Origin of the sequence: Streptomyces longispororuber, from assembly GCF_014656095.1 — a bacterium.
Lineage (GTDB): Bacteria > Actinomycetota > Actinomycetes > Streptomycetales > Streptomycetaceae > Streptomyces > Streptomyces longispororuber.
This window is the reverse complement of sequence record NZ_BNBT01000151.1, coordinates 1-20,946: the sequence shown is the minus strand read 5'-3', so window position 1 is coordinate 20,946 and position 20,946 is coordinate 1. Positions and strand designations below refer to the sequence as shown.

General features: G+C 72.5%; 21 protein-coding genes, 2 tRNA genes, 1 other RNA gene and 1 pseudogene. 16 read left to right on the top strand and 9 right to left on the bottom strand.

Annotated elements, in window-relative coordinates; translation table 11 throughout:
* The coding region (locus IE330_RS31780; protein ID WP_190139628.1) for a DNA polymerase III subunit gamma and tau at window positions 1-1,313 on the bottom strand (1,313 nt) is incomplete at its 3' end.
* A 70-nt stretch (window positions 1,314-1,383) separates the two neighbouring features.
* Window positions 1,384-1,482, bottom strand: an RNA gene (gene ffs / locus IE330_RS31775) — signal recognition particle sRNA small type.
* A gap of 73 nt (window positions 1,483-1,555) precedes the next feature.
* On the opposite strand from ffs, the gene IE330_RS31770 reads away from it, so the two are divergent.
* Window positions 1,556-1,643, top strand: a tRNA-Ser gene (locus tag IE330_RS31770).
* A 79-nt stretch (window positions 1,644-1,722) separates the two neighbouring features.
* On the opposite strand, the pseudogene IE330_RS40195 reads toward IE330_RS31770, so the two are convergent.
* Both IE330_RS40195 and IE330_RS31760 read right to left on the bottom strand, forming a co-directional pair.
* A pseudogene (locus IE330_RS40195) lies at window positions 1,723-1,881 on the bottom strand (site-specific integrase); the annotation flags it as partial.
* Between the two features lie 14 nt (window positions 1,882-1,895).
* Entirely contained in the window at window positions 1,896-2,720 is an 825-nt protein-coding gene (locus IE330_RS31760) for a hypothetical protein (protein ID WP_229926067.1), read from the bottom strand.
* Window positions 2,721-3,633: 913 nt separating this feature from the next.
* Between IE330_RS31760 and IE330_RS31755 the strand changes: the two genes are divergently transcribed.
* Window positions 3,634-4,347, top strand: a complete 714-nt coding sequence (locus IE330_RS31755; RefSeq protein ID WP_190139627.1) for a sensor domain-containing protein — start codon at window positions 3,634-3,636, stop codon at window positions 4,345-4,347.
* Here the strand turns inward: IE330_RS31755 and IE330_RS31750 are convergent.
* Entirely contained in the window at window positions 4,289-5,245 is a 957-nt protein-coding gene (locus tag IE330_RS31750) for a DMT family transporter (protein WP_190139626.1), read from the bottom strand. The two genes, IE330_RS31755 and IE330_RS31750, sit on opposite strands and share 59 nt — an antisense overlap.
* A gap of 274 nt (window positions 5,246-5,519) precedes the next feature.
* Between IE330_RS31750 and IE330_RS31745 the strand changes: the two genes are divergently transcribed.
* Window positions 5,520-6,536 carry a LysR family transcriptional regulator gene (locus tag IE330_RS31745; protein WP_190139625.1) on the top strand — a complete coding sequence of 339 codons (1,017 nt, stop codon included), beginning with the start codon at window positions 5,520-5,522 and terminating at the stop codon, window positions 6,534-6,536.
* Between the two features lie 65 nt (window positions 6,537-6,601).
* Here IE330_RS31745 and IE330_RS31740 read toward each other — a convergent pair whose 3' ends face one another.
* Window positions 6,602-8,203 carry an ABC-F family ATP-binding cassette domain-containing protein gene (locus tag IE330_RS31740; RefSeq protein WP_190139624.1) on the bottom strand — a complete coding sequence of 534 codons (1,602 nt, stop codon included), beginning with the start codon at window positions 8,201-8,203 and terminating at the stop codon, window positions 6,602-6,604.
* A 246-nt stretch (window positions 8,204-8,449) separates the two neighbouring features.
* Between IE330_RS31740 and IE330_RS31735 the strand changes: the two genes are divergently transcribed.
* Window positions 8,450-9,040 carry an HhH-GPD-type base excision DNA repair protein gene (locus tag IE330_RS31735; protein ID WP_190139623.1) on the top strand — a complete coding sequence of 197 codons (591 nt, stop codon included), beginning with the start codon at window positions 8,450-8,452 and terminating at the stop codon, window positions 9,038-9,040.
* Between the two features lie 119 nt (window positions 9,041-9,159).
* On the opposite strand, the gene IE330_RS31730 is transcribed toward IE330_RS31735, so the two are convergent.
* Window positions 9,160-10,785: a helicase HerA-like domain-containing protein gene (locus IE330_RS31730; protein WP_190139622.1), complete on the bottom strand. Its 1,626-nt coding sequence runs from the start codon at window positions 10,783-10,785 to the stop codon at window positions 9,160-9,162.
* Between the two features lie 120 nt (window positions 10,786-10,905).
* On the opposite strand from IE330_RS31730, the gene IE330_RS31725 reads away from it, so the two are divergent.
* On the top strand, window positions 10,906-11,202 hold the full coding sequence (locus tag IE330_RS31725) for a type II toxin-antitoxin system VapB family antitoxin (protein WP_003999914.1): 297 nt from the start codon (window positions 10,906-10,908) through the stop codon (window positions 11,200-11,202).
* A 99-nt stretch (window positions 11,203-11,301) separates the two neighbouring features.
* Complete coding sequence (locus tag IE330_RS31720) at window positions 11,302-11,958, top strand: LytR C-terminal domain-containing protein (protein ID WP_229926066.1); 657 nt, start codon at window positions 11,302-11,304, stop codon at window positions 11,956-11,958.
* A gap of 81 nt (window positions 11,959-12,039) precedes the next feature.
* Here the strand turns inward: IE330_RS31720 and upp are convergent, their stop codons facing one another.
* Window positions 12,040-12,675, bottom strand: a complete 636-nt coding sequence (gene upp / locus IE330_RS31715; RefSeq protein ID WP_190139621.1) for a uracil phosphoribosyltransferase — start codon at window positions 12,673-12,675, stop codon at window positions 12,040-12,042.
* A gap of 206 nt (window positions 12,676-12,881) precedes the next feature.
* On the opposite strand from upp, the gene IE330_RS31710 reads away from it, so the two are divergent.
* The 8 genes from IE330_RS31710 (at window position 12,882) to IE330_RS31675 (ending at window position 17,938) form a co-directional block, all read left to right on the top strand.
* Entirely contained in the window at window positions 12,882-13,049 is a 168-nt protein-coding gene (locus tag IE330_RS31710; protein ID WP_190139620.1) for a hypothetical protein, read from the top strand.
* A gap of 203 nt (window positions 13,050-13,252) precedes the next feature.
* Complete coding sequence (locus tag IE330_RS31705; RefSeq protein WP_190139630.1) at window positions 13,253-13,807, top strand: tRNA adenosine deaminase-associated protein; 555 nt, start codon at window positions 13,253-13,255, stop codon at window positions 13,805-13,807.
* A 78-nt stretch (window positions 13,808-13,885) separates the two neighbouring features.
* Window positions 13,886-14,317 (top strand): tRNA adenosine(34) deaminase TadA, encoded by a 432-nt coding sequence (gene tadA / locus IE330_RS31700; protein ID WP_190139629.1) that lies wholly within the window; start codon window positions 13,886-13,888, stop codon window positions 14,315-14,317.
* A gap of 151 nt (window positions 14,318-14,468) precedes the next feature.
* Window positions 14,469-14,553, top strand: a tRNA-Ser gene (locus IE330_RS31695).
* A 550-nt stretch (window positions 14,554-15,103) separates the two neighbouring features.
* A complete protein-coding gene (locus IE330_RS31690) occupies window positions 15,104-15,283 on the top strand; it encodes a hypothetical protein (RefSeq protein WP_190139619.1) in 180 nt (59 codons plus the stop codon).
* Window positions 15,284-15,291: 8 nt separating this feature from the next.
* A complete protein-coding gene (locus IE330_RS31685; RefSeq protein WP_190139618.1) occupies window positions 15,292-15,585 on the top strand; it encodes a Dabb family protein in 294 nt (97 codons plus the stop codon).
* Between the two features lie 253 nt (window positions 15,586-15,838).
* Window positions 15,839-16,666 carry an RNA polymerase sigma factor SigF gene (locus IE330_RS31680; RefSeq protein WP_190139617.1) on the top strand — a complete coding sequence of 276 codons (828 nt, stop codon included), beginning with the start codon at window positions 15,839-15,841 and terminating at the stop codon, window positions 16,664-16,666.
* A 243-nt stretch (window positions 16,667-16,909) separates the two neighbouring features.
* Entirely contained in the window at window positions 16,910-17,938 is a 1,029-nt protein-coding gene (locus IE330_RS31675; protein WP_190139616.1) for an RNA polymerase sigma factor SigF, read from the top strand.
* Window positions 17,939-18,418: 480 nt separating this feature from the next.
* On the opposite strand, the gene IE330_RS31670 is transcribed toward IE330_RS31675, so the two are convergent.
* The gene (locus IE330_RS31670; protein WP_190139615.1) at window positions 18,419-18,616 is read right to left on the bottom strand and encodes a hypothetical protein; all 198 of its coding nucleotides are present in this window, start codon (window positions 18,614-18,616) and stop codon (window positions 18,419-18,421) included.
* 173 nt (window positions 18,617-18,789) lie between these two features.
* On the opposite strand from IE330_RS31670, the gene IE330_RS31665 reads away from it, so the two are divergent.
* Complete coding sequence (locus IE330_RS31665) at window positions 18,790-19,254, top strand: MarR family winged helix-turn-helix transcriptional regulator (protein WP_190139614.1); 465 nt, start codon at window positions 18,790-18,792, stop codon at window positions 19,252-19,254.
* Between the two features lie 95 nt (window positions 19,255-19,349).
* Window positions 19,350-20,946 (top strand): MDR family MFS transporter (locus IE330_RS31660; protein WP_506005388.1); only part of this gene is annotated, 1,597 nt, incomplete at its 3' end.

Below are 20,946 nucleotides of genomic sequence, written 5' to 3'. Positions count from 1 at the left end.
CGCGCGGCGGCGGCACCGCCCCCGGGCGGGATCGGCGGCCCGGCGGGCCCGGGCGGCGGGGCGCCGACGCCGGTCTGCTGCGCCCCGGCGTGCGCCTCGGGCCCGGGGACGTACCCCATCGGGGGCGCCGAAGCGGGCCCCTGGGCCATGAAGTGCCCGCCCCGCTCCAGCCGGTCGAGCCGGGCCATGACGGAGCGCTCGTCGTCGTACGCGGCGGGCAGCAGCACGCGCGCGCAGATCAGCTCGAGCTGCAGCCGCGGCGAGGTGGCGCCGCGCATCTCCGTGAGGCCCTCGTTGACGATGTCGGCGGCGCGGCTGAGCTCGGCGCCGCCGAAGACCCCGGCCTGGGCCTGCATCCGCTCCACGACGTCGGCGGGGGCGTCGATGAGCCCCTTCTCGGCCGCGTCGGGCACGGCGGCGAGGATCACCAGGTCGCGCAGCCGCTCCAGCAGGTCGGCGACGAACCGGCGCGGGTCGTTGCCCCCCTCGATGACGCGGTCGACGACCTCGAAGGCGGCACCGCCGTCGCCCGAGGCGAAGGCCTCGACGACCGAGTCGAGCAGCGAACCGTCCGTGTACCCCAGCAGCCCGGTCGCCATGGCGTACGTCACACCGTCCTCGCGCGCGCCGGCGAGGAGCTGGTCCATCACGGACATGGAGTCACGCACGGACCCGGCGCCCGCGCGCACCACGAGCGGCAGCACCCCGTCCTCGACGGGGATGCCCTCGCGCCCGCACACCTCGGCCAGGTACTCCCGCAGGGTGCCGGGGGGCACGAGCCGGAACGGGTAGTGGTGCGTACGCGACCGGATGGTGCCGATGACCTTCTCGGGCTCGGTCGTGGCGAAGATGAACTTCAGGTGCTCCGGGGGCTCCTCGACGACCTTCAGGAGGGCGTTGAACCCCGCCGACGTGACCATGTGGGCCTCGTCGATGATGTAGATCTTGTACCGGCTGCTCGCGGGCCCGAAGAAGGCCTTCTCGCGCAGGTCACGGGCGTCGTCCACGCCACCGTGCGAGGCCGCGTCGATCTCGATGACGTCGATCGAGCCCGGTCCGTTCCGCGCGAGGTCGCGGCAGGACTGGCACTCGCCGCAGGGCGCCGGGGTGGGACCTTGCTCACAGTTCAGGCACCGGGCGAGGATGCGCGCGCTCGTCGTCTTGCCGCAGCCGCGCGGGCCGCTGAACAGGTACGCGTGATTGACCCGGTTGTTCCGCAACGCCTGCTGCAGCGGGTCGGTTACATGCTCCTGCCCGATGACCTCGGCGAACGACTCCGGGCGATAACGGCGGTACAGCGCGAGAGACGACACGCCTACGAGGTTAATGGCGCCCACTGACAACCCGGACCGCCCGAGGCGCGCCCCACCACGGGGCCGGGGAACGCAAAGCGCCCCTCACGCACCCGCCAGAGCCGACCTACCCTTGCTGCCTTCCGGCCCTGGGGGAGTTCAGTCAGATAGCGCCACGTGAGGGGCTGCCCCCCACCCTAGCGGATCCCCGCCCCCGGGAACGAGTTCGCTAGCACTCCTCAACGTCTTGTATTGTTTGCGGCGGAGGATTCGCCTAGAGGCCTAGGGCGCACGCTTGGAAAGCGTGTTGGGGGCAACCCCTCACGAGTTCGAATCTCGTATCCTCCGCCAGTGCCTCACCGGGCACTACGTCGAAGGGCCCCGCTGCTTGCAGCGGGGCCCTTCGACGTAGTCCGTCTCAGTTTCCGTCTCAGTCGGCCCCTGGAGGGCCCCACAGCGCCTCGCCGACCTGGCCGGCCACCTTCTTCAGCATCGGGCCGGTGACGCGCATGTACCGGGCGCGCATCCTGGCCGCTCCCCCGGGCTCCCACCCCATGATCGCGTCGATGACGACCTCCCCCGATCCGAGTCGACCATCATCGGTCAGGTGCTCGCCGACCTACTCGCGTCCGAGCTGGTGGAGAGACGAAGGATCTTGTCCCAGGTGACCACTAGCCCCGCCGCGACGGCCGTGGCCAGGGCGACGCCCACAGCTGACGAAGCCAGGGCGAAGACGATGCCGGCGAGACACAAGGTGAACGCAGATCCCCGCAGCACCTGCTGCCGCCACGCTCTGCGCTCGCGGTGGCTGTGCAGCAGCCCGTCGGCGGATACGTCTCCAGGTGCGAGATCTTGCAGCCGGCCGCTGGCGAGCACTTTCAGGATTCGCTCCACTTCGAGCAGAGCACGCTTGGCACCGTCGATCCGATCAAGCTCAACCCCGTCCCGGAGCTCACGCACGAGGGCAGCTGCTGCTGCGAACCGGGCCACAACCTGAGGCATGGGGTTACGGCCGTCAGGAAGCGCACGTTGCACGGCATACCTCTCCAGTGCGATGGCGAAGTCTTCCAACGCTCGCACTGCCGCAACATGCGGAGAGTTGAAGGGCGATGCCGTCGGAGGCTCCTTCCCAGTTACCTCCAGAGGCTGGAGAAGTGCCTCATAGGCCCTGCGTACCGTGACCGTCGCGGCCTCGGTTGTCCACCGTTGCATGCCTTGGTTTGCGACAAGCGAGGCGATCACAGCAGTGGTCAACATGGGCGTCACCAACACCCCTATGGCGACGGCCTCGCGCCAGACGTGCCAGCTTGTGCGTTGGATGGCTACTGCAAGGGCACCACCCGCTGAGACGGACATCGCGACGGGGACGACCATCTTGATGGCGAGTGCCCGCCGGGAGGCCTGATAGAGGACGTCTTCGCGCTGCAAGTAGTCCAGCGTCGGAAGGTCTGGACGCGTCACCAAGGAGCTGTCGCGGACCTGGCGCACTAGGTGAGCGCGGCGCCGTCTTGCGTGTGCCCGCGCGTGAGCCCAGCAGATCCCTTCCAAGAGCGTTCTGTTGCCTCGGCGCTGCGACGTTGCCGTCATCGTCAGGGCCCATATCGACAATGTCCAAGCAGCGAAGATGAGCGCCCCAAACTCGGCTTTCGACACGTCCCCCCCTCCGGAACATCGAGGGGCTCAGCCCCTTCACAGATCCCTATGCCCTGGGCAGGTTCACCAACGCCTCGCCACCAGCACGAACCCTTGTGCGAGCCAAGTGCCGTCGACCTGGCCACCGCAGGCCCGAGACCAGCAACAGGTTCGAACTGTAGACCTGGCAGAAGACCCAGCTTCGTAGTCTCAGTTCTGGTCTCATTCACCCCCGTCCGGGCCCGTCCGGTCGGGCCCCCGAACACTCCGCCGCAGGTCAGGACGGGTACGACCCCCGCCGGACCCCCGTACGAACATTTGGAAAGCGTGTTGGGGGCAACCCCTCACGAGTTCGAATCTCGTATCCTCCGCCAGTGCCTCACCGGGCACGATGTCGAAGGGCCCCACCGCGAGGTGGGGCCCTTCGACGTTTCCCGGCGCCGGTGCCGCTCCGCGCTGCGGTACGGGGCATCGATCCTCGGGGCGGCGCCTCGGACGCGGGAGTGCCGGCTGGACCTGGGGCTCCGGCTGCGGCGAAGGGCCGCGCACGGCCCGGTAGGGGGGTTGGGTACACCCCCGGGACGCCACCTCGCCCCATGCCCGGGCGGTCATCGGCGGAGGAGAGTGGAGCCGTCAGCGCGGCCCGCCCGCGCGGACGCGTCAGCACGGCCCGTCCCCGCCGCCGAAGTACACGAAGCAGAGGCCCGCCATGACCCTCAGCACCCTTCCCGCCTCCCCGGCCGCCCCGGGAGCCGTCGTCCGCCCGGTGGAGCCGCGGCCCGGCTTCTGGCGGGCGCCCGTCTCCCGCGCCGCCTTCCGCGAGTTCGGCTACGCGCTCACCTCCCTGCCCTTCGCGATCGCCGGTTTCGTCTTCGCCGTCACGCTGTTCTCGCTGGGCACGGGGCTCGCCGTGACGCTGCTCGGGCTCCCCGTGTACGCGGCCATGCTGGCCGGGGCGCGCGGCCTCGGCGCGGTCGAGCGGCGGCGGGCGCGGGAGCGGCTCGGGCTCGAGGTCGCGGAGCCCGGGGCGGTACGGGTGCCGGCGGCGGGCGGCGCGTGGGCCGCGGTGCGGGCGCGGCTCACGGACGCGGCCGGGTGGAAGGCGCTGCTGTTCCAGCTCGTGATGTTCCCGTGGCGGGTGCTGAGCTTCGTGCTCGCGCTCACCCTGTGGCTGACGGGCTGGGCGGTCGCGCTGTTCCCCACGTACTCCTGGGTGTTCTCGCACTACCTGGACTGGCCCGGGTACCGCGTCTTCGACTTCACCACATCCAGCGGTGAGCACCACGCTTACTACATCGAGTCGCCGGTCCAGGTCGCGGGCGTCGGTGCCCTCGGGATCGTGCTCGTGCTGCTCACGCCGCTGGTCATCCGCGCGCTGAACAGCGTGGACCGCTCGGCCGTGCGCTCGCTGCTCGGGCGCTGAGGCGCTCCGCGGCACCGTGCCGCGAGGACCGGCCCGCCCCCTTGGGCGCGGCCGTCCGCCGGCTGAGCGCCACCCCGGCCAGCACCACGGCCATGCCCGCCACCACCCGGCCGCTCAGCCCCTCCCCGAGGACCAGGGCCCCGAGCGCGACCGAGACCACCGGCAGCAGGTAGCCGACGGTCGCGGCCGCGGTGGGGCCCTCGTCGGCGATGAGGCGGGAGTTGAGGTGGAAGGTCAGGCCGGTGCCGAAGACGCCGAGGACCACGACGGCGACCACGCCGGTGACCGTGGGCGCCGAGCCCTCGTGCGGGGCGGCGGGCAGGCCGAGGCCGGTGAGGCCGGTGGCCACGAGGAGCTGGGCCGCGGACAGGGCGAGCGGCGCGGTGCCGCGGTCGATGAGGTGGCGGGCCATGTACGCGAAGGCGACGGCGTAGCTGACGGCGGCGGCGAGCAGCAGCAGGGCCCCGGTGCTCGCGAGCCCCGTCTCCTGCCAGGGCGCGAAGATCAGCAACGTACCGGCGAAGCCGAGGGCGAGCCCCGCGATCCGCCACGGCCCGAGGCGCCGTTCGGTACCGAGGAGCAGCCCGATCACCAGCGACCACAGGGGCGTGGTGGCGTTCATGACCCCGGCGACGCCGGAGCCGACCGTCTGCTCGCCGATGCTGAAGAACAGGAACGGCAGGGCGTTGCAGAACAGGGCCGCCACGACCAGGTGGCCCCAGGTGCGGCGGTCGCGCGGCAGCCGCTGGCGGGCGGCGCGCGCGAGCCCGAGCAGCACGGCGGCGCCGAGCGCGCACCGGACGACGGTGACGTGCAGCGGGGCGAGCCCGCCGTCGAGGGCGAGCTTGATCCACAGGAAGCTCGAACCCCACAGCAGGGCGAGGACGGCGATGCGCACGAGGACTCCCGTCGTTCGTTCGGGCGGTACGCCCCCCCCCGCGCCGCCGCGCTGGGCAGCGCGGGCCACCGGGGCGCACGGCAGACGCGGGCGCGTACGGCACCCACAGCGGCTACGGAGGCCACAGCGCCCACAGCGCCCCCGGCAGGGGACGGGTACGCGGACGAGTTCGTCGGCGTACGAGTCGACGGTGCCGCCGTCCGGGCTGTAAGACAAGCGAAAGAATGACGAGGCAGGCTTAAGTTCTTCTTCATTCGTCGCCTACGCTGGCGGCATGCTCGACACCCGGCGCATGCAGATCCTGAGGGCGGTCGTCACCAGCGGTTCGGTCACCGCGGCGGCCCGGAACCTGGGCTACACGCCCTCGGCGGTCAGCCAGCAGATGGCGGCCCTGGAGCGGGAGGCGGGCGTGCCCCTCCTGGAGCGGACGGGGCGCGGGGTGCGGCCCACGGACGCCGGGCGGCTGCTCGCGGACTGCGCCGCGGCCGTCGGGCGGCACGTCGCCGAGGCCGAGACGGCGCTCGCGGATCTGCGCGCCGGGCGCACGGGCCGCATCTCCGTGCGCTACTTCGCCACGGCGGGCGCCCGTCTCGTCGCGCCCGCCCTCGCCCGGCTGCGGCGCGAGCACCCGGGCGTCCACACGGAGCTGCGGCTCGCCGAGGACCCGCTGCCGGACGTGAAGGCGGGCCGCGCGGACCTGGGGCTCGTGGTGCGGCGGCACGACGCGCCGCCGGTGGACGGCGTGCGGTTCGTCCACCTCCTGGACGACCGCTACCGCGCGGTGCTGCCCCGGGGCCACCGCCTGGCCGGGCGGCGGGTGCTCGACCTCGCCGACCTGGCCGACGAGCCCTGGGTGGGCAGCGAACTCCCGGGCCCCTGCCTGGACGCGGTGCTCGACGCCTGCGGGGCGGCCGGCTTCACCCCGGACTTCGTCGTGGACAGCGGCGACTACGCGACGGCCCGGGGCTTCGCGGCGGCGGGCGTGGGCGTGACGCTGGTGCCGGAGCTGGGGCTGCCGGCGTACGACACCGGCACCGGTACGGACGCCGGTACCGCCGGTGCGGGGGCGGGTACGGACGACGGCACCGCCGGTGCGGGTGCCGATACGAGTGCCGGTGGCGAAGGGCAGGCCGACACCCTGACGGCCGAGGTGGTCGTACGCGAGGTCACTCACCCCGAGCCGGTGCGCGCGATCTGGGCGGCGGTGCGCGCGACGGCACCGCCGAGCCCCCTCCTGACGGCGTACCTCGCGGCCCTGCGCGAAACGGCGGAGGGCGCGCCCCCGCGCTGAGGCCCGTACACCCGCGCGTACGGGCCCCGCGTGCGCCGGGCAGCGGGCACCGGACACCGGTGTGCCTAGGCGAGGGCCACCAGCTCCCGGTACTCCGCGCTCCACAGGTCCTCGGTGCCGTCCGGGAGCAGCAGCACCCGGTCGGGCCGCAGCGCGTCGATCGCGCCCTCGTCGTGGGTGACCATGACGATCGCCCCCGGGTACGTGCCCACGGCGGCGAGCACCTCGTCCCGGGACGCGGGGTCGAGGTTGTTGGTGGGCTCGTCCAGGAGCAGCACGTTGGCGCCGGAGTGCACGAGTCCGGCGAGGGCGAGCCGGGTCTTCTCGCCGCCGGAGAGCACCCCGGCCGGCTTGTCGGCGTCGTCGCCGCGGAACAGGAATGACCCGAGGACGCCGCGGACCTCCCCGTCGGTGAGGCCGGGCGCGGCGGCGGCGAGGTTCTCGCGCACGGTCGCCCCGCCGTCCAGGGTGTCGTGTTCCTGGGCGAAGTACCCGAGCCGCAGCCCGTGCCCGCGCACCACGCGCCCGGAGTCGGGCCGCTCCCGCCCGGCGAGCAGCCGCAGCAGGGTGGTCTTCCCGGCGCCGTTGTACCCGAGGACGACGAGCCTGCTGCCCCGGTCGACGGCGAGGTCGACGCCCTTGAGCACGGTCAGGTCCCCGTACGCCTTCGCCAGGCTCACGGCGCCGAGCGGTGTACGGCCGCACAGTGCGGGTTCGGGCAGCCGGATGCGGGCGACCTTCTCGGCGCGGCGCACCGGCTCGGTGGTGGCGAGCATGCGCTCGGCGCGCCGGTCCATGTTCCTGGCGGCGGTCGCGGTCGCGACGCGGGCCCGCATCTTGTCGGCCTGGGTGCGCAGGGCGGTGGCCTTGCGCTCGGCGTTGGCGCGCTCGCGGGCGCGGCGCCGGTCGGCGGCGGCGCGCTGCTCCAGGTAGGCGGCCCAGGTGGTGTTGTGGACGTCCAGGGCGGCGCGGGCCGGGTCCAGGTGGAAGACGCGGTTGACGACGTCGGCGAGCAGCCCGGTGTCATGGCTGATCAGCACGAACCCGCCCCGGTAGGAGGCGAGGTAGGACCGCAGCCAGTCCACGGAGTCGCGGTCGAGGTGGTTCGTGGGCTCGTCGAGCAGCAGGACGTCGTGGCGGGCGAACAGCACGCGGGCGAGTTCCACGCGCCGCCGCTGCCCGCCGGACAGCTCGCCCGCCGGCTGCTCCAGGGCCCGCTCGGGCAGCCCGAGCCCCGCGGCGACGCGGGCGGCCTCGACCTGCGCCGCGTAGCCGCCGCGGGCCTGGAACGCGTCGTCCGCACGGGCGTACGCGGCCAGCGCCTCCCGCACCGAGCGCGGGTCGGGCGCGGCCGCCAGGGCGGTCTCGGCGGCCCGCAGCGCCCGTACCGCCACGTCGAGGCCGCGGGCGGCGAGGATCCGGTCGGTGACGGTGACCGCCGGGTCGGCGGCGGCCGGGTCCTGCGCGAGGTAGCCCACCGAGCCGGTCCGCGTCACCGAGCCGGCACCGTACGGGGCCTGCCCGGCGAGGGCTCTCAGCAGGGTGGTCTTGCCGGCGCCGTTGCGCCCGACGAGCCCGACGCGGTCGCCCGGGCCGATGTGGAAGGAGACCCCGGACAGCAGCGTCCGGGCTCCGACGTGAAGGTCGACATCACGTACAGAAATCATGGGATAACGCTCCGCACTGGCGAAAGGACACACGGGTGGCGTGAAGGCGTGTGTCCTGGCTAGGAGATGCGGGGCGTCGACATGGGGCCAGGGTAGGTCGGGGGCGATGTTCGACGCACCGGATTTTCGACGGGCCGGGCGGGGCCGCGCAGCCTGGTGGCGCTCCCGCCCCGACGCACAGCGGCAGCGACAGCGACAGCGCCCCGTCAGCAGGCGGAGCCCCACCGTGCGGGGGATGATCACCCCATGGACAAGGACGTCACCCTGCGCCTCGCACAGCAGGAAGAGGCCGACGCGCTGCTCAGCCGCAGCCCGCTCGCCGCGCTCGTCGGGATGCTCCTGGACCAGCAGGTGCCCATGGAGTGGGCGTTCGCGGGCCCGTACACCATCGCCCGGCGGATGGGCGCGGACGACCTGGACGCGCACGACATCGCCGCGTACGACCCCGAGGAGTTCGCCGCGCTGCTCGCCGAGAAGCCCGCCGTCCACCGCTACCCGGGCTCCATGGCCGGGCGCGTCCAGAAGCTGTGCCAGTACCTCGTGGAGCGGTACGACGGCGACGCGGCCCGCGTCTGGCAGGGCGTCGGCACCGGCGCGGAACTCCTCACCCGCCTCACCGACCTCCCCGGCTTCGGCAAGCAGAAGGCCCAGATCTTCCTCGCCCTCCTCGGCAAGCAGCTCGGCGTGCGCCCCACCGGGTGGCGGGAGGCCGCCGGGGCGTACGGCGAGGCGGGGGCGTACCGGTCGGCGGCGGACATCACCGGCCCGGAGACGCTGCACAAGGTCCGCGCCTACAAGCAGGAGCAGAAGGCCGCAGCCAAGCGCGCCAAGGAGTGACCCCACCGCCCGCCACCGGGGCGCGGCCGGACCGTCGTACCCCCGCCGCGTGAGCGGACCGCGCCGCGTGAGCGCACCACACCACGTCAGCGCACCACACCACGTCAGCGGATCACCCGCTACCGCCGGCGCCGCGCCGTCCCGAAGACCGAGCGCGTGATCTCACGGCCGAGCTGGGTCCCCACCGACCGCAGCAGGGACTTGAACATCCCGCTGCCCACCACCTGCTCCACGACGGACCCGCCATCGGCCTTCTCCGTAGCCGCCCCTCCCGAAGGCGCCTTCCCGGAGGACTCCTCGGGCGCCTCGGCCTCCGCAGGGGCAGCGGGCGCCTGGGAGGCGGTGAGGCGTTCGTACGCGGACTCCCTGTCCACCGCCTGTGCGTACCGCTCGTACAGGGGCGACTCCCGCACCGCCCGCTCCAGCTCCTCCCGCGCCACCGGCCCCATCAGGGACTGCGGCGCCCGCAGCCGCGTGACCGCCACCGGCGTGGGCGCGCCCGTCTCGCCGAGCACGGTGACCACGGCCTCGCCGGTGCCGATCCCGGTCAGCGTCTCCTCCAGGTCGTACGCGGACCGCGGGAAGGTCCGCACCGTGGCCTTGAGGGCCTTCTCGTCCTCGGGCGTGAACGCGCGCAGCGCGTGCTGGACGCGGCTGCCGAGCTGGGCGAGGACGTCGGCGGGCACGTCCTTGGGCGACTGGGTGACGAAGAAGACGCCGATGCCCTTGGACCGGATGAGCCGCACGGTCTGGGTGATCGACTCCAGGAACGCCTTGGAGGCGTCCTTGAACAGCAGGTGCGCCTCGTCGAAGAAGAAGACGAGCTTCGGCCTCTCCAGGTCGCCGACCTCGGGCAGGTCGTGGTGGAGGTCGGCGAGCAGCCACATCAGGAAGGTGGAGAACAGGACGGGCTTGTCCTGGACGCCCGGCAGCTCCAGGACCGACACCAGCCCCTGCCCGTCGTCGGCCGTCCGCAGGAACTCGGCCGTGTCGAACTCCGGCTCCCCGAAGAAGTCCGCCATGCCCTGCGCCTCGAACGCGGTGAGCGCCCGCAGGATGACCCCGGCGGTGGCGGTCGACAGGCCGCCGACCGTCTTCAGTTCGGCCTTGCCCTCGTCGGAGGTGAGGAAGGCGACGACGGCCCGCAGGTCCTTGAGGTCAACGAGCTCCAGGCCCTTGCTGTCGGCGTAGTGGAAGATCAGGCCGAGGGACTGCTCCTGGGTCCGGTTGAGCTGGAGGACCTTGGCGAGCAGCAACGGGCCGAAGCTGGTCACCGTGGCCCGCACGGGGATGCCCGTACCGATACCGCCGAGGGCGTGGAATGCGCAGGGGAAGCCCCGCGGCTCCCAGTCCTGGCCGACCTCCCGGGCCCGCGCGGTGACCTTGTCGCCCGGTTCGCCGGGCGCGCAGAGGCCGGAGAGGTCGCCCTTGACGTCCGCGAGGAAGACGGGCACCCCTTGGGCCGCCAGTTGCTCGGCGACGAGCTGGAGGGTCTTGGTCTTGCCGGTGCCGGTGGCCCCGGCGACGAGCCCGTGCCGGTTGAGCACGGAGAGCGGTACGCGCACCCGCGCCTCCGGACGGCACCGCCCGTCCCACAGGAGCGCGCCGAGGTCGAGCGCGGGCCCGGCGAAGGCGTACCCGGCGGCGATCCGGGCGGCCTCGGCGGGCGCCGGGGAGGCGGCCCCGGACCCGTTCGGGCGGTTTCCGCCACCGGGTGTGGACGGCGTCGCTGGGCTGTCGCTCACTTCGCCCCCTGCTCCCGACTGGAGAGTTCCCGCTTTGCCCTGCTTTGCGGCGGCATTTCCCAGGGTCGCACTCGGCCGCCGAGGCTGCGCCCGGAGAGTCTTGACCGGTAGGCTTTCCGTGTGATCTTCAAGCGCATCGGAAACGGCCGGCCGTACCCCGACCACGGCCGGGAAAGCACCCGGCAGTGGGCGGACGTCGCGCCGCGCCCGGTCCGCCTCGATCAGCTCGTGACGACCAAGGGCCAGCTCGACCTGGAGACGCTGCTCGCCGAGGACTCCACGTTCTACGGCGACCTCTTCGCGCACGTGGTGAAGTGGCAGGGCGACCTGTACCTGGAGGACGGCCTGCACCGCGCCGTCCGCGCCGCGCTCCAGCAGCGCCAGGTCCTGCACGCCCGCGTCCTCGAACTCGACTGACGCCCCGCCGCGCGGACGCGTTGGCCCTTTCGGCTGGACCGCGCGTCCGGCAATGATCATCTAGTAGGCATCGCGGCCGGGCAGCACTACGCTGCGCCCATGAGCATGCTCACTCCCCCCGGCATGGGCGGCAAGTACCGCATCACGGGGGACAAGTACCCGCGTATGCGCCGCCCGAGCGGCCGCCGCAGGATCGTGCTCGCGGCCGTCGCGGCCCTCGCCGCGGTCGGTCTCATCGGCTGGGGCACCCTGCAGCTCATCGACGTCTTCACCGGCGGCGAGGCGTCCGCGGCCGGGGCCGCCAAGGGTGCCGCGAAGGCCGGGGACTGCGCCGGACGCCCGGGGAGGACGGCCGCCCCGCCGCTGCCCGAGCCGCGCCGGATCACCGTGAACGTCCTCAACGCCACCCCGCGCGGCGGCCTCGCCAAGGAGACCGCCGACGAGCTGAAGAAGCGCGGCTTCACCATCGGCAAGGTCGCCAACGCCCCGAAGGCGTACGACAAGAAGGTCAAGAGCCCCGGGATGGTGCTCGGCCCGAAGTCGGCCGCCGACACGGCCCTGCCGGTGCTCGCCGCGCAGCTCGCGGGCGCGGAGCAGCGCACCGACGCCCGCGAGGGCGCCACGGTCGACCTGATCATCGGCGACCGGTTCAAGGCCCTGGCCGGACAGCGCGACGCCGCCCGGGCCCTGGCCGCTCTGGCCACGTCCCGGACGGCGTCCTCGAAGCCGTCGTCGGCCGACGGCAAGCACTGCTGAGGCGGCCCCGCACCCCAGGGGCCGCGGGGCCGTAGAGCTGCTACTCGGCGGTCCCGTACGGGCCGGAACCGCGGCGCCCTGCTACTCGGCGGTCCCGTACATGCGGTCGCCCGCGTCGCCCAGGCCGGGCACGATGTAGCCGCTCTCGTTCAGCCGCTCGTCCACCGCGGCCGTCACCACCGTCACCGGCGTGCCCGCCAGCTCCCGCTCCATGACCTCGACGCCCTCGGGGGCCGCGAGCAGCACCACGGCCGTCACGTCGTCCGCGCCGCGCTTGATCAGCTCCTGGATGGCCGCGACCAACGTGCCGCCCGTGGCGAGCATCGGGTCGAGGACGTACACCTGGCGGCCCGAGAGGTCCTCCGGCATGCGCGTCGCGTAGGTGGACGCCTCCAGCGTCTCCTCGTTGCGGATCATGCCCAGGAAGCCGACCTCGGCGGTGGGCAGCAGCCGCACCATGCCGTCGAGCATGCCGAGCCCGGCCCGCAGGATCGGCACCACCAGGGGGCGCGGGTGCGACAGCTTCACACCGGTCGTCCGCGTCACCGGCGTGTCGATGTCGACCTGCTCGGTGCGCACGTCCCGGGTCGCCTCGTACGCGAGCAGGGTGACCAGCTCGTCGGCCAGGCGCCGGAAGGTCGGGGAGTCGGTGCGCTTGTCGCGCAGCGTGGTGAGTTTGTGCGCCACCAGCGGGTGGTCGACGACGTGGATCCGCATTGTTCAACAGTAACCGGGCGAAGCGCCCCCTCCGTCCCCGCGGCCCGCCCCGCCCGGGTCCTCCGCCGCGCTCCCCCGCGGGCCCCCGCGAGCCCCTCGCGCACCACGGGCCCCGTGCGCCCCGCACGGGGCCGCGTCCGCCATCCGCCCGCATCAACGGCCCCGACCGGGGGAAGGTGATCGTACGAACTGGGGTGGTGTGGCCGATGCCCGACCGGGAACCGCGTGAGTCCGACGCCGAGCGCCGACGGCGCCGTGCCCAGTTCCTGCGCGAGCTGACCGAGGCCCGCGAGCTGCGGGCCCGGGTGACACCGCGCCGCGCCCGGGCGGCCCGGCTGCGACAGGCGATGCGCATGCGGACGTTCCGCTGGTAGCGGCCGAGGGGGACCGGGCACCGGCACGGCCCGGAACAGCATGTGATTCGCAACGCGACGCGGACACAGCGGCCCGAAGACCTCTCCTGAAGCCGTTGTTTCTGCCACGATTCCGAGTGGGCGGGGCTCGGCACAGCACTCCCGCCCCCGACGTCCGCCGGGGGGATCCCCAACCGGCGCCTATGAACAGTGGGAGAGTCACGGTGTACTTCGCCGCACTGCTCGCGCGCACCGAAGACGGGTGGGAAGCGAGCGACACGGAGCTCGACGATGTGGAGACCCTGTCGGATCTGACCGACCTGGCCCGCGAGGCCGCCGCCGAGTCGGGCGGTGCCGACGACGAAACAGTGCTCGTCTTCATCGAGCAGGAGGACGCGTGGTTCGGCGTCGTCCGCGTGGACGGGGAGGACGACCCGCGCATCTACGTCTCGGACGCGGCCGCCGCCGCCCGCAGCGCCTACGGCGAGATCCTGCTCACCGACGAGATGCTGGGGCGCGACCCGGACGACGCCCCGGACGACCTGGACGCGCTCGACCTCGACGGCACGGAGGACGGCGAGGGCGGCGAGGACGGTGACGGCGACGACGAGGCGGCCGGCGGCGGCGAGGCCGTGCCCGCGGGACCGCTCGGCGACCGCGACATCCTGAGCGACCTCGGGGTGCCGGAGAAGGACCTGCTCGCCCTGGAGAGCGGTGACGCCCTCAACGAGATCGCCGACATCCTCGGCGCCGCGGAGGTCCTCGAAGCCGTCCGGTGATCACCCGCGCACGGGGTCGGCTAGGTTCGCCGTGTGACACCTCTCCCCGATCCGGTACGGGACCGCTGGCGGGCGCCGATGCGGCTCGCCCTGGACGAGGCCGAACGGGCCGTCCAGGGCGGTGACGTGCCCGTCGGCGCCGTCGTGCTGTCCCCGGACGGCGGGACGGTGCTCGCCCGCGGCCACAACGAGCGCGAGGCGGCCGGCGACCCGACCGCCCACGCCGAGGTCCTCGCCCTGCGCCGGGCCGCCGCCGCGCTCGGCTCCTGGCGGCTGCCCGGCTGCACGCTCGTCGTCACCCTGGAGCCGTGCGTGATGTGCGCGGGGGCGCTCGTGCAGTCCCGCGTCGACCGCGTCGTCTACGGCGCCCGCGACGAGAAGGCCGGCGCCGCGGGCTCCCTCTGGGACCTCGTCCGCGACCGGCGGCTCAACCACCGCCCCGAGGTCGTCGAGGGCGTGCTCGCCGACGACTGCGCACGGCTGCTCACGGGCTTCTTCCGGGACCGCTGACCGGGACCGCTGACCGGGGGCGGTGGCGGGGCCGGCGTCCGGTTCGGCCCGGGCCGGCGACCGGGTCCGGCGGGGCTCGGGCGGGGCCGGTGCCGAACCCGTCCGGAATCGGATTTCAGAGCACGGCCCACCTTGGGCTAGGATCTCTCCCGGTAGCGTGTCCGAGCGGCCGAAGGAGCTCGCCTCGAAAGCGAGTGTGGCGCAAGTCACCGAGGGTTCAAATCCCTCCGCTACCGCTCTTCGCACGAAGGCCCCGTCCACGCGGACGGGGCCTTCGCCGTTTCTCCGGGTGTGCCGTTCCGGCTGTGTGGTCCCCGTCGTGTGGTTCCGGCTGAGCTGTCCCGGTGTGCCGTTCCGGCTGTGTGGTCCCCGTTGTGTGGTCCCGGGTGTGTGGTTCCGGCTGTGCGCCCGGACAGGCCAAGAGGCCGGGGGAAGCGGCCACGGGGGTCGGCCGCCTCCCCCGATGGGGGCCGGCGCTCTCAAGTCCGTGCCGCCACCGGGGGAAGAGGCGGCCGGACTCCGCAGTGGAGACCGGTCCCGGGCCCGTGGGCTCCTGCCAGATCCCGTGGGCTCACCACCCATCCTCCGCCGGGAGCGGGTGCGCGGCCGTGGGCGAAGGACCCGCCCGCCGGGGCCGTTGGTCCTTAAAAATCCGATCAGTTAGCACCACGTTAGACTCGCCCGGCAACAGGCGGCACCCGCGCGGCCGGCCGCCACGGGCGGCGCCGGCGCGCGGACACGGCACGACGGGGGGAGCGGGATGAGCCGGCACGGGGAGGGCGCAGCGTGAAGGACCCAAAGAAGCTCATTCTCTTCGTCGTTGTGGTGTTCGTCCTGTACGTGATCATCACGGATCCGGCCAAGGCCGCCGACTACGTACAAGTGGGCTTCGAGGGCATCTCGAACGCCGCCAAGGCCATCGGCGACTTCATGACCTGGGTCGCCAACGGGGGCAAGGACGACTAGGAGCACCTGTGATCCGCCATCTGGTCCTGTTCAAGCTGAACGACGGCGTCGAGCGCGACGACCCGCGCGTCCTCGCGGGCGCCAAGGCCTTCGAGGAGCTCGGCGGCCTCGTCCCGGAGCTGGAGTTCTGGGAGTGCGCCTGGAACATCTCCGAGCGCCCCATCGCGTACGACTACGCCATCAACTCCGCCGTCGCGGACCAGGACGCGCTCCGCCGCTACCTGGAGCACCCGGCCCACCAGGCGGGCGTCGCGCTCTGGCGCGAGTTCTCCACCTGGGTCGTCGCCGACTACGAGTTCTGACCCGGCGCTACGAGTCCTGACCGCGCGCCCCCCCTGCGCGGCCCCCGCGCGTCGCGTCCCCAGCGGCCCCGCACCGTCGAGGTGCGGGGCCGCCGCGCGTCGTGCCGCCGCCCTGTCTCCGGGCGGCCCGGGCCCTCGCGGCGTCCAACACGGAGTTATCAGGTGCTTGCACACAGTGCACATGTCTTGTGATGCTATGACCGCTTTTGACGGATGAGTTGACCGAGTTGATCGGGTTGACCGATGCGAAGGGGTGGCGTTGACCTTGCCGGCCAGTTCCGTGCCCGAAGCGCCGCCCGCGAAGGGGCCTGCGAGCACCCGGGGCGCCGACACACGGGCCCTCACCCAGGTCCTGTTCGCCGAGTTGAAGGACCTGCAGCCGGGCTCCCCCGAGCACTCCCGCGTGCGCGCCGCGCTCATCGAGGCCAACCTGCCGCTGGTGCGGTACGCGGCCGCGCGCTTCCGCAGCCGCAACGAGCCGATGGAGGACGTGGTCCAGGTCGGGACCATCGGGCTGATCAACGCCATCGACCGGTTCGACCCGGACCGGGGCGTGCAGTTCCCCACGTTCGCCATGCCGACCGTCGTCGGCGAGATCAAGCGGTACTTCCGCGACAACGTGCGCACCGTGCACGTGCCCCGGCGGCTGCACGAACTGTGGGTGCAGGTCACCGGCGCCACGGAGGACCTGACGACGGCCTTCGGCCGGTCCCCCACGACCGCCGAGATCGCCGAGCGGCTGCGGATCAGCGAGGAGGAGGTCCTCGCCTGCATCGAGGCCGGCCGGTCGTACCACGCCACGTCCCTGGAGGCCGCCCAGGAGGGCGACGGGCTGCCGGGGCTGCTCGACCGGCTCGGGTACGAGGACCCCGCCCTCGACGGCGTCGAGCACCGCGACCTCGTCCGCCACCTGCTCGTGCAGCTTCCCGAGCGGGAACAGCGCATCCTGCTGCTGCGGTACTACAGCAACCTGACCCAGTCGCAGATCAGCGCCGAACTCGGGGTCTCCCAGATGCACGTGTCAAGGCTGCTCGCGCGGAGCTTCGCGCGGCTCCGATCCGCAAATCGGATCGAGGCGTAACCGCATCGGGTGGAGCGGCTTTCGTGCCGTTACCGACGTACCACCGCGCGAAGAAGGCCGAGACCCTCCCTTTCCTGCGCGTACGTCACCCTCACTTGTCGACAAGTCACTACAGCGCGTTGCCGACATGTGACATTCTGCTGGAACCGCGTTTGCCGCAGCTCCGGCTCCGGTATGCAGGTGGAGGCTGCGCTCCTTCCTGAGGGCGCAGGCCGCGACCGTCCGCGACCTCAAGGGGGTGGCATGTCCGCAGACCAGGGCAGCTCCAAGGTGCTCACGCTTGCGCTCGAAGGCGGCGAGAGCGCGTCGTCCTCGTCGTCTCCGTCGTCTCCGTCGTCTCCGCTCTCGGCGTGCTCGTCGTTCTCGTCCTCACCCGACGCGCTGCACGGTCCCGGTGCCGTGGCGGCGCCGGAGGCGGGTGTCGCGGTCGCGCCGGAGGCCGCTGTCGTGACGGTGCCGGAGGCCGCTGTCGCGGTCGTGCCGGAGGCCACCGCCGTCACGGTGCCGGACGGCATCGACACCCGCACCCTGTCCCGCTCCCTGTTCCTGCGGCTCGCCACGCTCGACCAGGACAGCCCCGAGCGCGTGTACGTCAGGGACACGCTCATCGAGCTCAACCTGCCGCTGGTGCGGTACGCGGCCGCGCGCTTCCGCAGCCGCAACGAGCCGATGGAGGACATCGTCCAGGTCGGCACGATCGGGCTGATCAAGGCCATCGACCGGTTCGACTGCGAGCGCGGGGTCGAGTTCCCCACCTTCGCGATGCCGACCGTCGTCGGGGAGATCAAGCGGTTCTTCCGCGACACGAGTTGGTCGGTGCGGGTGCCGCGGCGGCTCCAGGAGCTGCGGCTCGCGCTCACCAAGGCGAGCGACGACCTCGCGCAGCGTCTGGACCGGTCGCCGACCGTGCCGGAGCTGGCCGCGGTGCTCGGCGTCTCGGAGGAGGACGTCGTCGACGGCCTCGCCGTGGGCAACGCGTACACCGCGTCCTCGCTGGACTCGCCCGCGCCCGAGGACGACGGGGGCGAGGGGTCCCTCGCGGACCGGCTGGGGTACGAGGACTCCGCCCTGGAGGGCGTGGAGTACCGGGAGTCGCTGAAGCCGCTGCTGGCCAAGCTGCCGCCGCGGGAGCGGCGGATCATCATGCTGCGGTTCTTCGCCAACATGACGCAGTCGCAGATCGGGGAGGAGGTCGGGATCTCGCAGATGCACGTGTCCCGGCTGCTCACCCGCACGCTGGCGCAGCTCCGGGAAGGGCTCATCTCCGACTGAGCCGGCCGTCCATCCCAGGGCGGCGTCGCGTGGCCGCCCGCCCTGGGTGCGTTTCCGGAGCGGATTCCCTGGCCGGGGTTCGCTGTGCGTTCCCTGCGGGAGTCCGCTGTGCGTTCCCTGCCGGGGTTCGCTGTGTTTCCTGCCGGGGTTCGCTCTGTGCCGGGGTGTCCTCGGTGTTCCCCTTGTGTTTTCCGGCTGTCCGCCGTCGTTGGCCGACGTCGTGCTTCGCGCCGTTTCCGGTCCGCTTCGTGCTTCCCTCACGCGCCGTCGTGCTGCGCCGCACTGTGCCCGGGCGGGGCCCCGGCGGTATGTCCGTCCTCGCCGTCATGTGCGCGGGGCGGCTGCCCCGTGCTCGGCGCCCCCGTTGCTGTGCTGCGGGCGGACATACCGCCGTGGCCCCTCGCGTTCGTCAGCGTCCGCGGCTGAGTGGGGCGTCCAGGTTTGGCCGGTTTCCGGCGGTGATTGGCGCGTACCGTTCTACTAGAGGGCCAGCCAGGCCACTGCCGCCACGATCGCGATCGCCGCGACGACGCCGATGATCAGGCCGATGCGCGGGCCCGCGGGCGCCGCCTGCCGGGGGGCGCGGCCCTGGGGGGCCTCGTCGACGAACGCGCGGAACATCTGCGTGGAGCCTGCGGGGTCGTGCTGGCCCTGCGGGGCTTGGGGGTTGTGTGCCATGGGGCAGGACCCTAGCGAATCCCGGGTGGTCCGCCCAACCCCCATCTGACCGGCAGTTTTACGGGTGGAGGGGCTGGGCTTTGCCAGGGTTTTAGCGGGGTGGGCGGGATTTCGTTTGCCTGTGGCAACCAACTGCTTTTATCGTTGCCCTAAGCAACGAAAGAGAGGGTGCCGTGGCCGCTCAGCGTCAGTACGAGGAGCTGGCCCGCCAGCTCAGCGCCATCGGAGCCGTCAAGCGCGACCTCGCACGGAGCCTGCCGTACGACTGCCCGGCGGGCTCGGCCGCCGTCCTGACGCTGCTGAGCCGCTACGGCGAGATGCGGATGGGCAGGCTCGCGGAGCTGCTCGCCGTCGACATGTCGGTGACCAGTCGGCACGTCGCCCACGTCGCCGAGCGGGGCTGGATCGAACGGTCCCCCGACCCCGCCGACCGGCGCTCGCGCATCCTGCGCCTCACCGCTGCCGGGACGCGGCAGATGGAGGTGCTCTCGGAGTGCACGACGAACGTGCTCTCCGAGCGGCTGAGCGACTGGTCCGACGACGAGGTCGGCCAGCTCATCGCGCTGATGGCCCGGCTCCGCGCCAGCTTCGGCGAGTGCCGGCCGCGCCTGGCACCCACGACCCGTACACCCGCGTAAGAATCAGGAAAAGGAACCCCATGGCAACATCCACACCGTCCGGTGTGCGGGGCAGCCATGCCAAGCACGGGGGGCATCAGCACGGCAGCGCGCCGATGACCCACCGCCAGATCATGGAGGCGCTCTCCGGTCTCCTGCTCGGCATGTTCGTCGCGATCCTGTCGTCGACGATCGTCTCCAACGCCCTGCCCGAGATCATCGGCGACCTCGGTGGCGGACAGTCCGCCTATACGTGGGTCGTCACCGCCGCCCTGCTGTCGATGACGGCCAGCACGCCCCTGTGGGGCAAGCTGTCCGACCTGTTCAGCAAGAAGGCGCTCGTCCAGATCGCCCTCGTGATCTACGTGCTGGGCTCCGTGGTCGCCGGGCTCTCGCAGAACGCGGGCATGCTCATCGCCTGCCGTGTGGTGCAGGGCATCGGCGTCGGCGGCCTGTCCGCGCTGGCGCAGATCGTGATGGCCGCGATGATCTCGCCCCGCGAGCGCGGCCGTTACTCCGGCTACCTGGGGGCCACCTTCGCCGTCGCCACCGTCGGCGGCCCGCTGCTCGGCGGCGTCATCACCGACACCTCCTGGCTCGGCTGGCGCTGGTGCTTCTACGTGGGTGTGCCGTTCGCGGTCATCGCCCTGATCGTGCTCCAGAAGACCCTGAAGCTGCCCGTCGTGAAGCGGGACGTGAAGGTCGACTGGGCCGGCGCGGTGCTCATCACTGCTGCGGTGAGCCTGCTGCTCGTCTGGGTCACCTTCGCGGGCACCGGCTCCGGCAAGAAGTACGACTGGCTGTCCTGGCAGACGTACACCATGGTCGGCGGCGCGGTCGTGCTCGGGCTGCTCTTCCTGCTGGTGGAGTCCCGGGCCAGTGAGCCGATCATCCCGCTGCGGCTCTTCCGCAACCGGACGATCACGCTCGCCTCGGCGGCCTCGCTGTTCGTGGGTGTCGCGATGTTCGCGGGCACCGTGTTCTTCAGCCAGTACTTCCAGTTGGCGCGCGGCGAGTCGCCGACCATGTCCGGTGTGCTGACGATTCCGATGATCGGCGGGCTGTTCGTCTCGTCCACCGTCTCGGGACAGTTGATCACCAAGACGGGCAAGTGGAAGGCCTGGCTGGTGAGTGGTGGCGTGCTGCTCACCGCGGGGCTCGGGCTCCTCGGCACCATGCGGTACGACACCCCGTACTGGCACATCGCCGTGTACATGGCCCTGATGGGTCTCGGCATCGGCATGATGATGCAGAACCTCGTGCTGTGCACGCAGAACCAGGTGGCCCCCGAGGACATCGGGGCCGCGAGCTCCGTCGTCACCTTCTTCCGGTCGCTCGGCGGCGCCATGGGCGTCTCCGCCCTGGGTGCCGTGATGTCCACGCGCATCACCGACTACGTGAAGGACGGCCTGGCCGACCTCGGTCCGAAGGGCGCGCAGTTCGGCCACGGCGGCACCAGCGGCGGCGGCATCCCCGACCTGGACAAGCTGCCCGAGCCGCTGCGTACCGTCATGGAGAGCGCGTACGGACACGGCATCGCCGACGTCTTCCTGATCGCCGCGCCCATCGCGTTCATCGCCTTCCTGATCACCCTGTTCATCAAGGAGGTGCCGCTGCGCACCGCCGGTGCCCTGGCGCAGGCCGCCGAGCCCGCCCCGGCCGCCGCCGGTGACGCGGCCGCGCCCGTCGAGCAGCCCGTGCCCGCCGCCGTGG